The organism is Rossellomorea sp. RS05, from assembly GCF_039822645.1.
GTDB lineage: Bacteria > Bacillota > Bacilli > Bacillales > Bacillaceae_B > Rossellomorea > Rossellomorea marisflavi_B.
Genome location: NZ_JBDKWY010000004.1, coordinates 119,128 through 128,960 on the forward strand (window position 1 = coordinate 119,128; position 9,833 = coordinate 128,960).

Below are 9,833 nucleotides of genomic sequence, written 5' to 3' on the forward strand. Positions count from 1 at the left end.
TTGGATGAGTCAACATGAAGAAAAGCTGACAGGTGGGAATGTCTCGCAGGTCTACCGCGTGGAAGATACAGTCCGCCGTGAAATCAAGCCTGAGAGCGAAAGGATACATAAGCTGTTGAAGCACTTGGAAGAGAAAGGATTTCCTCATGCTCCGAGGTTCATGGGAATTGATGAGAAGGGGAGAGAGGTGCTTTCTTATCTGAATGGGGAAGCCGGGAATTATCCCCTCAAATCGTATATGTGGTCGGATGAAGTGTTGATCGACATTGCGAAAATGCTTCGTGGCTACCACGATGCGGTAAGTGATTTCCCGTTCGAGGAAGAATGGGAGCCACTTGATGATACGCCGGGACCTTATGAATTGATCTGTCATAATGACTTCGCAATCTACAATATTATTTTCCACAACAAGCAGGTCGCGGGAATCATCGATTTTGATGTGTCGGCGCCAGGTCCGAGGGTATGGGATGTGGCATATGCCCTCTATACATGTGTGCCTTTTGGGGTGGGGGATCTCGATGAGAAGGGAGAAGCCGTTTACTACGAAGCGAGCCGGGATGCTCATATAAGGAAGAAACGGATCGATCTCTTTTTCAAAGCCTATGGTATGGAGCACCTGAAGGAAGGAATCCTCGAGGTGGTGAAGCTCCGAGTTCAAGCCCTCCAATCGACGATGAAGAGGAAGGCGGCAGAAGGGGATGTGGCGTTCCAGCGGATGATCGAGGAAGGGCATTATGATCACTACGAACGGGAGCTGGAGTTCATCAAGCGCGAAGGGCATTTATGGCGGTGAGGAGGTTCTTCTATTCCCTCGTCTATCTCGCAGCAGCCAGCGTCCTCTATTACTATGTCAGTCAGGCCAGGGACCTGCAAGAATCGGGATCATTTCTCGGTATCCTGTTGCGGATCTGTTCCGTCGGACTGATGGTGCTAAGTGGATATGTCCTCCCAACCCTTTGGTTCAGAAAAGGGAAAAGGCGACAAGATCGTCCTTATAAAGGCATTTAATGTTGGGAGAAATTGTAATTCAGAAAAAGAAATGAGTACGTCGTGCTAGTGAAAGGAGCACCAGCCATATAGATGTGGCGGGTGCTTTTTGCTGTTTTGTTGAGGGTAGTTGGTGATACAGGGGGGAAGTTGAAAGTAAAGTGGGGTAGTTGATGAAAAAAGAAAAGAGTTGATGATGAGAATTCGTCTTTGAGAGAAGTTGAAAATGAAATCGGCGTAGTTGAAAGTAAAAGCGACAAACTTGAAAGGAAATGATTCAAAGTTGAAAGAAAGGTAATCAAGTGGACGTGGCAGGTGGTACAAACACGTCTCTTTTTGTTCATTTCCTCTTGTTTTAGCGCATGAAGCATGCCCACATTCGCTCACTTGGTCAAATTACGTTCAAACTACGTAGATCGCGACTTTCTTTCCCCTCACCAAGTGGTGTAAGATAATCTGGATATCATTCATCCGTATAATAAAGGGGTTTTTCATCATGATCTATGTATGGGTCGGAGTGGCCGGCGCTGTCGGTGCGGTGCTCCGGTATCTCGTGGGCATATATGTGTATAGCGGCAGCGTCTTTCCGGTTGCCACGTTGGTCACCAATCTGATCGGGAGTTTTCTGCTGGCGATCTTCACGACGGTGCTCGTGGAGAGATGGTCCTTGTCCCCCATGGTGAAGACGGCCATCGGGACGGGGATGATCGGATCCTTCACCACGTTCTCGACGTTGAGTGTGGAAACCGTCGCCCTTTTTGAAGGCGGACGGACGGGGCTCGCCTTCCTCTATATTGCCCTCAGTATCTTCGGCGGTCTGTTCATGAGCAGGATCGGCTTCCGCCTCACAGAGAAAGAAGGTGCGCAATGAGCTTCTTATCCCTTCTGCTGGTCGGTGCAGGCGGCTTTATCGGAGCCATTGCCCGGTTTGCGACCACGCAGGCCATCAATAAAAAAAGCTCATCCACCGTGCCCGTTTCCACTTTGACGGTCAATATATTTGGTTCGTTTATCCTCGGATTCCTGACGGGGAGCACGGCGGGTCATACCCTGATACTGTTCTTCGGCACAGGGATGATGGGGGCGTTCACCACTTTTTCCACCTTCAAACTTGAAGGGGTTCAGCTTCATCTCAAGAAGGAGAAGCGGGCATTCATCTACTATAATAGCTGCTGCTATGTCGGTGGAATCCTGAGCGCCTACATCGGGTTGATGGTGGGTCGCCTGTTATAGCAACTCAATGAAACAGCACTTTGAGGAACGAAACTCAGGGTGCTGTTTTTATGTTGAGATTTGCGTAAGGGTATAACAGTTTATGGTAAAATAAGGTCACTGGAAAAGGGGAGTGGTTCAATCATGATCGGTATAAGTATCGCGACCAAGTGGGAGTTCGACGCGACGCAGAGTTACTTTAGCGTCAAAGATGGCGAACGTTTTGCCTATCCATACGGTGAGTATTTCATGAGGACAATCAATGGGCGAGAGCTTGTTTTCTATAGCACCGGCGTCAGGAAAGTAAACGGGGTCGGTGCGAATCAGTATATGATATCTGCCTTTGGGTTAACGAAAGTGATCGTCGCCGGGACATGTGCCGGTATTGATGATCGGTTCCGTCCTTTGGATATTGTTGTACCGGATCAAGCCGTGCAATATGACTGCACCGTTAAAGAGATAGAGCCTTTTATCAAACAATCTTTCATCGTCCATATCGATCTATCACCTTACGGGAATGATTTTAATACGGGAACGATCGGCACGGCAGATAAGGCCGTGGTGATGTGGAAGGATTATGTTGAGCTTAAGGAACATAACATCACGATCGCTGATACAGAAGCAGGGGCGATTGCGTACATCTGTAAGAAAAATCAAGTGGAGTGTATCATCATAAAAGGCATATCTGATTTTGCAATGAAGGAGAGCAGCGAGGATACATTCGAATCCAACAGTGAGTAGATGACAACTTATATCGAGAACACCCCCAAGGTAATGGAGAAGATATTCAGAGAGTATCTGATGAGATTTATTTGAAAGACCGGATCGAGATGGGCACGGCCGTTCACCCATATGCTAATCAAAGAAGGAGAAACGCTTGAATGTGAAGAAATGAATAGTAGCTTGATAGGGTTGAGGTGGGGGACGGATGATACAATATCTCGGTACGCCGGTACTGGAAACGGAACGGATGATTTTAAGGAAGCTCGAGCTCTCGGACGCACAGTGTGTATTCGATCATTGGCTTAGCGATGATCGGGTAATGGACAATCTCATAAAAGGTGCCCATAAGTCTGTATCGGAGACCATTGAGAGGATAAAAGAAATCGTGAAGAACTATGAGTCACAGGAGTTCTGTTATTGGGGGATGGAACTGAAAACGAGCGGTGAATTGATAGGAGCGATCGATCTTTTTCATTTTGATGGTCTGACGGATAATTGTGAGGTCGGCTATTCTATCGGTTACAAATGGTGGAACAAGGGGTACGGGACTGAAGCCCTTAAAGCGGTCATTGATTTTGGTTTTAGAAGGATGAACGTTCATAAGATCTCAGCCGCACATAATGTGGATAACCCTGCTTCAGGGAAGATTATGCTCAAGAATGGAATGGAGCAAGAAGGTACGATTAAACATATGATCCGCAATGCTAAAAATCAGTATAAAGATTGTGCTCTTTATGGGCTTCTGCAGGAAGAGTATAGGAAGAAGGAAAAGTGATCTTATCAAAACGGGACAGTGGTATGTATGCCACTGTCCCGTTTTGTTGATGACGTTTCGGCTATTCAGCTCATGAATGACCTTCCCGTATGTCATTGATGCTCTTACCGGAAAGAAAGGCATGCCCGATCCGCATCCGTTCGACGGTCGTGAACCCGTAGCGCGAATACACCTTCTCCACGGCTTCATTGATCGGCAGGACCCATAGATTGGCCATGCCCCTGCGCGTTGATTCTTCCTGGATGAAGCGGATGAGGTGACCGATCAATCCCTTTCCCCGGTGAGCTTCAAGGGTCGCCACACTTTCAAGGCGCGCATCCGGACCATCTTGAAACAGACAGGCCGTGGAGCACGCTTCACCATTGAGCCTGAGGAGATAGTAGCTGAACGAGGGGTGGGCAAATTGCTCTTCGAAGACCTTTGTGATGGTGTCCTTGCTGCCGAATTCCTTGATGGTATTTTCAACATCGATGGCTTCTTGGACATTTTCCTCGGTCACTTCTTCAATGGTCACCCCTGGCTTGTCGGCCACACTCGCCACCTGATTGGTCCATAGCTGGACGGGGCTGACGAATTCTTCATACTGGAATTGGTTCTTTTCTAATTCGACCAGCAACGGTTGTTGAAGATGGAGCTCATGGATGTATAGTCGCGGTACGAGGTTCTTTTTCTTATAAAAAGACACCACTTCCGCGACCATTGCTTGTGGATCATAGTACTCCCGGATGACGTGGGCATGATTGGCATCGTAGTAGCGAGGCTGATTTTCGTTATAAAAGAGGGCTCCCCACGGAGTATCGAGGCGGGTGGAGAATGCCCCGAGGTAGGAGAGGTCCAGATTGTATAGATCATCGGTTGGGTTCATGGTTGTTCCCTCCTTCTATTACATCATCCACGTCAGCATGACATTGATAACAAGAACCGTCATGCCGAGTCCGAGGATGGTTTTTTTCGCAGTCATTGTGGTCCGGCCTTTCTTTTGTTTAGATGTCACGAACATCAGGGTGACGAGATTGATGAGTAGTATGATCAGTGTTGTTTGCATGGGTCGCTCCTTTAAGATATAGCGCTTCCTATTTTACCATGAATTGGCTGGTGAGGTGGGGAGAAATGAAGGTGAATCCACGTTTGGAGTAGAAGTAGGATAGATAGAACGAATTTCTTGCGTGGAAGGAGACCATCATGACAACAATCGGACTGATCAGACATGGCATCACAGAGTGGAATATTTTGGGGAAGGCTCAGGGAATCAGCGACATCCCGCTGAATGAAATAGGCAGGGAACAGGCGGATAGATTGGGTGAGAGGTTAGCCGGCGAGGAGCCGTGGGATCTGATCATTGCGAGTGATCTAAGCCGGGCAACTGAAACAGCCGACATCATAGGGCGTAAGATCGGGCTGTCCCTTCATCATACGGATGACACGATCAGGGAAGTGAACTGCGGGGAAGCGGAAGGCATGACCGAAGAAGAGCGCCTCGCAAAATGGGGGAAGGAATGGCGCAGCAGGGCTCTTGGGATGGAGAAGCATGAGGACGTAGCGGGCAGGGGCGTAAAGTTTTTGGAAGATGTGGTCCAGAAATATGAAGGCAAAAGGTTGTTGGTGGTGAGCCACGGGGCGTTGATCGGTTTGACGCTCAAGCGATTGATGCCCGATACTTTCCAACAGACGAATATGGAGAATACGTCCATCACGGTATTGCATCATCATGAAGATCAGTGGGACTGTTCCCTATACAATTGCGCTAAGCACTTGATCTAACAAAAAGACCAAAAGGCATTGGGGTGTCTTTTGGTCTTTTTCACGATTCATTACAGGGTCAGTTCAATCGTCTCGGGCTCTTGTTCTTCACCATACAGGGTGACAACAGCGGTATAATCATCCTTCCACTGGACAGAAGCGTTCGATCCATTCAGTTTTTTTCCATCATTGTAGATCGTCCGGTCTATATGCTGATGACCAAAGCGAATCCGGACAGAGGAAGGTCCGAAGAAAAAGGGGTCCCCTTTCTCGGCCACTTCTATTTGGTTCGTCCGGCTGGGGGATTCGCTTACGAACAAAGGCCGTTCTTTTAGTTCGGTAGTGTACAACAAATACCCTCCAATGGAGAGGAGTGGACCCAGCACCAACAAGATAGCCCACAGGAAACATCCCCATTTTGCCCACGTTTTTGAGCGTTCTATGTCCTCTTGGTCAAGGTCCATGGGTGAGGTCACCCTTTGTTGTTGACCCACTTGATGACCTTGGCAGGATTCCCACCGACTACGACGTTATCAGGGATATCCTTTGTGACCACGGCACCTGAGCCGATGACAACATTGTTGCCGATCGTGACGCCGGGGTTGATGACGGCACGTCCGCCGATCCAGACGTTGTGACCGATGGTGACGGGTTTGCCCGACTCGATGCCGCTGTTCCGCTCATGGGGGTCGATCGGGTGGGTGGCGGTGTAGATGTGTACGCCAGGGGCGATGAAGCAGTTGTCACCGATGCGGATATCGCATACATCAAGGAGGACGCAGTCAAAGTTCGCGTAGAAGTTCTCTCCGACGTAAATATTGGAGCCATAGTCACAGCGGAAGCTCGGTTCGATGAAGAACTGGTCTCCGGTCTCACCGAATAGTTCGCGGATGATGGATGTGCGCTTGTCGAGGTCTGCGACCGGTGAATGATTGAAGTCATGGATCTTTTCACGGGCATGGGTTCTTCCTGCCACGAGTTCGGGATCGGCGGGATTGTAGTTCTCTCCTGCAAGCATCTTTTCTTTTTCGGTCTTCATGGGCAATGGCCCCTTTCAATTTTAGTTGTGGATCACACCGGGAATGAAGGGCGGATGTGTGATATCTTGTCCATTCCAGATCCAGCGATCGGACTCACTGCTGTGGTTTCCGTACACATTCCCGATCAGCTGATTGTCCCGGTTGGATGGGTGGAGGCTTGCCAGGAACAAGCCGGTATCGGTGGGGATCATGATGTTGTTTTCCACCAGATTCTGAGTGGCATGATATTGCATGAGCAGCTGTCCCCCGTCCATGTCCATGGTGTCATTCCCGTAGAGGAGATTATGGGAAATGAGGGTGTGCGTGGTGCCACCCCGTTTCAAATCGTAACCCCCGATTGAAATACCCGTGTAGCGGTTCCCGTAAACTTTGTTCCACGCAATCTGGACCCGCGTCGTTTGTTTGCCGGGATGCTCACTGGCAATCTCGATTCCAAGGTCGTTATGGTGGGAGATGTTGTGCTCAATGACCACATCCTTCCCTCCGTCCACATAGATGCCTCCGGCGGAGTATTCTTCATGGTAGGCAGGGTTGGAATGGCTGCTGACGTTATACACATGATTGTCACGGATGATGCCTTCGCGCGCCTGATCGTATTGCTCAATCGGGGCGATCCCTTCAAAGCCGATGACATCGATGCCGATGTTATCAACATTCCGAATCGTATTCCCTTTGATTAGGAAATCCTTCACATTGCCGTTCAACGTCATCGCTTCACTGAATCCGAGGGTCAGGTCTTCGAGGATATTGCCGGAAATCTCGATATCCTGGAGCGGTTCAGGTGCCTTTGTGCCATAGAAGGCGATGCCATGGGCGTTGCCGTTCGGATGGGTGGTGGTGATGTCGTGGATCCGATTATCAAGGATCCGGATGCCTGTCCCGTTTCCTTCTACTAAAATACCTGACGGGGTGGGACCTTCTTGATCGGTGGAGAGGCCACCCACATCGAGTCCCTGGATCGTGATATAGCTTTTATCGCGGATGGTGATGAGGCCGCCATCTACAGATGCAGTCTCCCCGTTGATCACCGGGACCTCATCTTCATAGTGGGTGAAGCGGATCGGTTCCTGCTTTGTCCCGGAGTGCTTGATGTCCAGCCGTTCCGGATACGTGCCCTCCCTCAGGTAGACTGTGGTACCCGGAACGGCCGCTTTGCTTGCTTTTTTCAACGTCTTGAAGGGCTGTTCCTTTGTGCCGGGATCGCTGTCATCTCCATCAGGAGAGACGAACAAAGTGGATGGTCCGGCTGCTTCCGTGTGAAGAGGTAGGAAGCAACATAGGATGATGGCGATACTGAGGATCTGTTTCATAAAAACTCCTTGATGGTAGTGGTTTCTGGTACCGTGACAGACGGTCAGGTTCGATGGGAGAGGGCCAATCGCTGTTGGGATGGTCGTGATCTGAATGTTTTTATTGATATTTTATTCGTTGCTTAACGTCTTATAAGGAAATGCGTTCCAATCTTAATGGGATCGTCCCAGGCACACCTTTATACTATTCCTATTAACGATAAAGGAGAGGATCGGATTGCCAAAGAAATCGTGGAGAGAGTACTTTTATGAGATTGTTCGATCGGTCATTTTCTACAAATAAGTCAGAGCTGTTTGATGTACCACGTATCCATGGTTCCATGCTCGGATCCATCCAAGGGTTCTGTCCGCTTGGTGAAGCCCAATCGATCGTACAGTGAGTTGGCTGCCTTCAGTTGTTCCATCGTTTCGAGATAGCAGTGATCATAGTGGTCCGAGGCGAATTCAAGGGCAGTGTTCATGAGCGATTTGGCGACCCCGAGTCCCCTGGCTTCCGGTGACACATAAAGCTTCTGGAGCTCACAGATCCGTTGTTCCCTATCGAACGGGGCGATGCCGACCCCTCCCAGGATCTGATCCTGCTCGTTCACCGCGACCCAGTAACAGGCATCGGGCTGTTCACTATAGTAGCTTGATAGGTCGTCAAGATAAGGATCGAAGTAAGCTGTTCCAGGGATGTCGAGATGATTGGCTTCGAGGATGTCGCGGATGATCGCTGCCATCGCCTTGTTGTCTTTCTCTTCCAGTAAACGAATCTTCATGAGGACCTCCGATTGTGAATTTTTAGTATATTCATTATAGGGAAGTTTACGGAAGTCGGCAAGGCAGAGAACAGGACGAGAGGTCAACCGCATGAGATCAAGTTGATCATCTCGGCTCTGAAATCCTCCTATCATGTACCACCTAGCTCTGTAAAAAAGAAAAGCATGATCTTATAGAAAGATCTCATAATGGTTGCGGAAAGGAGGAGAACAGTTGAACAGGGTTTATATACTTCTCACAGCTCTCCTTTTTTTCATTCTGCTTTTTTATGCAGGGGAGTTGAGTCAGAAGGCAAAGATCAAACAAGGGGCCATGACAATGCAAGGGATGCTGGTCATGGGAAATGGGCAAATCTACCTCGTGGGCGATGACGACGTGTCAAAAGAAGAAGTGGAGAGCGTATCAATTAATGAGGTGATTGGACGATACGGCTCTGTCGCTAAACTGGATATTCAAAATCTCTCCTTTTTTAAACGGCTTCAAACGGGGGACCGGGTGAAGATCTGGTACACCGAGGTACAAGAATCGTTTCCCTCAAAGATCCAGGTGCTGAAGCTTGAAGTGCTATGAGTGGGCTCATCCTCCCTGGGTGAATAACAGCTTGATGCCGAACAGGATCAGCACCACACCGGTCGCACCCTCCATCCACCTTTGGACGATTGGGGAAAGGAGCCATTCACGGATGTAATGAAGGCAGATGGCGTAAAGAATGAACCAGATCAAGGAGAGCAGTGTATAGGTGAGCCCCATAAGGAGAAACGATGCCATCGCCCGGTTGGTGTCTGTCACGAATTGGGGCAGGAACGTGAGAAAGAAGATCAGGACTTTCGGGTTCAGTAGATTGGAGAGGAGCCCTTGAGTAAGGGGAGAGCGCTTAGCTTCCACCTGTGCTCCTTCCCCCGTGTGTTTCCTTACCCAAAGGGACTGGATCCCCAAGTAGATCAAATAGAGGGCGCCCACCCATTTCAACGTCTGGAACGCCCAGGCTGATTGGAAGAGAAGGGCCGATAACCCGCACGTGACGGCGATCGTATGACCGAGGGAACCGAGTGAAATCCCGACGGCCATCCAGATGCCGTCTTTTTTGCTTCCCGCGATGGTCCTCTTCGTGATCAGGGCCGTGTCGACGCCTGGGCTGATGACGACGAACAGGGTCATCAATAGGAATGTGATCATGGTTCTCCCTCCTTGGTGGCTACTTTAGTTAAAAAATGTTAAATTTAATTTAACACGTAATGCATAAATAGACAATTATAATTTAAAATAATTAAATTTAATTTAAAG

The 9,833-nt window shown here is 49.1% G+C and carries 14 protein-coding genes and 1 pseudogene; 8 read left to right on the plus strand and 7 right to left on the minus strand.

Features of this window, described 5'->3' with window-relative positions; translation table 11 throughout:
• Window positions 1-4: 4 nt before the first annotated feature.
• From ABJ225_RS12550 to ABJ225_RS12575, 6 genes and pseudogenes are all read left to right on the plus strand, one after another.
• Window positions 5-793 carry an aminoglycoside phosphotransferase family protein gene (locus ABJ225_RS12550; RefSeq protein ID WP_347320502.1) on the plus strand — a complete coding sequence of 263 codons (789 nt, stop codon included), beginning with the start codon at window positions 5-7 and terminating at the stop codon, window positions 791-793.
• Window positions 784-1,008, plus strand: a complete 225-nt coding sequence (locus ABJ225_RS12555; RefSeq protein WP_063191005.1) for a hypothetical protein — start codon at window positions 784-786, stop codon at window positions 1,006-1,008. The genes ABJ225_RS12550 and ABJ225_RS12555 overlap by 10 nt, the downstream gene beginning before the upstream one ends.
• Window positions 1,009-1,483: 475 nt before the next feature.
• Entirely contained in the window at window positions 1,484-1,858 is a 375-nt protein-coding gene (locus tag ABJ225_RS12560; RefSeq protein ID WP_048012354.1) for a fluoride efflux transporter FluC, read from the plus strand.
• Window positions 1,855-2,220 (plus strand): fluoride efflux transporter FluC, encoded by a 366-nt coding sequence (locus ABJ225_RS12565; protein WP_347320506.1) that lies wholly within the window; start codon window positions 1,855-1,857, stop codon window positions 2,218-2,220. The genes ABJ225_RS12560 and ABJ225_RS12565 overlap by 4 nt, the downstream gene beginning before the upstream one ends.
• A 123-nt stretch (window positions 2,221-2,343) precedes the next feature.
• Window positions 2,344-3,015, plus strand: a pseudogene (locus ABJ225_RS12570) (5'-methylthioadenosine/S-adenosylhomocysteine nucleosidase family protein).
• A gap of 112 nt (window positions 3,016-3,127) precedes the next feature.
• Window positions 3,128-3,697: a GNAT family N-acetyltransferase gene (locus ABJ225_RS12575; RefSeq protein WP_347320508.1), complete on the plus strand. Its 570-nt coding sequence runs from the start codon at window positions 3,128-3,130 to the stop codon at window positions 3,695-3,697.
• Window positions 3,698-3,767: 70 nt separating this feature from the next.
• Here the strand turns inward: ABJ225_RS12575 and ABJ225_RS12580 are convergent, their stop codons facing one another.
• A complete protein-coding gene (locus ABJ225_RS12580) occupies window positions 3,768-4,562 on the minus strand; it encodes a GNAT family N-acetyltransferase (protein ID WP_347320510.1) in 795 nt (264 codons plus the stop codon).
• A gap of 18 nt (window positions 4,563-4,580) precedes the next feature.
• Window positions 4,581-4,742 carry a hypothetical protein gene (locus ABJ225_RS12585; RefSeq protein WP_347320512.1) on the minus strand — a complete coding sequence of 54 codons (162 nt, stop codon included), beginning with the start codon at window positions 4,740-4,742 and terminating at the stop codon, window positions 4,581-4,583.
• A gap of 137 nt (window positions 4,743-4,879) precedes the next feature.
• Between ABJ225_RS12585 and ABJ225_RS12590 the strand changes: the two genes are divergently transcribed.
• Window positions 4,880-5,458, plus strand: coding sequence for a histidine phosphatase family protein (locus ABJ225_RS12590; RefSeq protein ID WP_347320514.1), 579 nt, complete (start codon window positions 4,880-4,882; stop codon window positions 5,456-5,458).
• A 50-nt stretch (window positions 5,459-5,508) separates the two neighbouring features.
• Here the strand turns inward: ABJ225_RS12590 and ABJ225_RS12595 are convergent, their stop codons facing one another.
• From ABJ225_RS12595 to ABJ225_RS12610, 4 genes are all read right to left on the minus strand, one after another.
• Window positions 5,509-5,787: a hypothetical protein gene (locus ABJ225_RS12595; protein WP_347320516.1), complete on the minus strand. Its 279-nt coding sequence runs from the start codon at window positions 5,785-5,787 to the stop codon at window positions 5,509-5,511.
• Window positions 5,788-5,909: 122 nt separating this feature from the next.
• Window positions 5,910-6,476, minus strand: coding sequence for a maltose acetyltransferase domain-containing protein (locus ABJ225_RS12600; protein WP_347320518.1), 567 nt, complete (start codon window positions 6,474-6,476; stop codon window positions 5,910-5,912).
• A 21-nt stretch (window positions 6,477-6,497) separates the two neighbouring features.
• On the minus strand, window positions 6,498-7,787 hold the full coding sequence (locus tag ABJ225_RS12605; RefSeq protein WP_347320520.1) for a right-handed parallel beta-helix repeat-containing protein: 1,290 nt from the start codon (window positions 7,785-7,787) through the stop codon (window positions 6,498-6,500).
• Window positions 7,788-8,071: 284 nt separating this feature from the next.
• A complete protein-coding gene (locus ABJ225_RS12610; protein WP_063191066.1) occupies window positions 8,072-8,548 on the minus strand; it encodes a GNAT family N-acetyltransferase in 477 nt (158 codons plus the stop codon).
• Between the two features lie 214 nt (window positions 8,549-8,762).
• On the opposite strand from ABJ225_RS12610, the gene ABJ225_RS12615 reads away from it, so the two are divergent.
• Window positions 8,763-9,119 (plus strand): DUF3221 domain-containing protein, encoded by a 357-nt coding sequence (locus ABJ225_RS12615; protein WP_347320522.1) that lies wholly within the window; start codon window positions 8,763-8,765, stop codon window positions 9,117-9,119.
• Window positions 9,120-9,125: 6 nt separating this feature from the next.
• Here ABJ225_RS12615 and ABJ225_RS12620 read toward each other — a convergent pair whose 3' ends face one another.
• Window positions 9,126-9,725, minus strand: coding sequence for a LysE family translocator (locus tag ABJ225_RS12620; protein WP_347320524.1), 600 nt, complete (start codon window positions 9,723-9,725; stop codon window positions 9,126-9,128).
• Window positions 9,726-9,833 lie beyond the last annotated feature (108 nt).

Bases quoted from the DNA above. Each gene is read 5' to 3' on its own strand.
- ABJ225_RS12590 (WP_347320514.1), top strand. From the start codon at position 4,880: ATGACAACAATCGGACTGATCAGACATGGCATCACAGAGTGGAATATT.
- ABJ225_RS12575 (WP_347320508.1), top strand. From the start codon at position 3,128: ATGATACAATATCTCGGTACGCCGGTACTGGAAACGGAACGGATGATT.
- ABJ225_RS12620 (WP_347320524.1), bottom strand. From the start codon at position 9,725: ATGATCACATTCCTATTGATGACCCTGTTCGTCGTCATCAGCCCAGGC.
- ABJ225_RS12605 (WP_347320520.1), bottom strand. From the start codon at position 7,787: ATGAAACAGATCCTCAGTATCGCCATCATCCTATGTTGCTTCCTACCT.
- ABJ225_RS12585 (WP_347320512.1), bottom strand. From the start codon at position 4,742: ATGCAAACAACACTGATCATACTACTCATCAATCTCGTCACCCTGATG.
- ABJ225_RS12600 (WP_347320518.1), bottom strand. From the start codon at position 6,476: ATGAAGACCGAAAAAGAAAAGATGCTTGCAGGAGAGAACTACAATCCC.
- ABJ225_RS12610 (WP_063191066.1), bottom strand. From the start codon at position 8,548: ATGAAGATTCGTTTACTGGAAGAGAAAGACAACAAGGCGATGGCAGCG.
- ABJ225_RS12560 (WP_048012354.1), top strand. From the start codon at position 1,484: ATGATCTATGTATGGGTCGGAGTGGCCGGCGCTGTCGGTGCGGTGCTC.
- ABJ225_RS12565 (WP_347320506.1), top strand. From the start codon at position 1,855: ATGAGCTTCTTATCCCTTCTGCTGGTCGGTGCAGGCGGCTTTATCGGA.
- ABJ225_RS12550 (WP_347320502.1), top strand. From the start codon at position 5: ATGAGTCAACATGAAGAAAAGCTGACAGGTGGGAATGTCTCGCAGGTC.
- ABJ225_RS12555 (WP_063191005.1), top strand. From the start codon at position 784: ATGGCGGTGAGGAGGTTCTTCTATTCCCTCGTCTATCTCGCAGCAGCC.
- ABJ225_RS12580 (WP_347320510.1), bottom strand. From the start codon at position 4,562: ATGAACCCAACCGATGATCTATACAATCTGGACCTCTCCTACCTCGGG.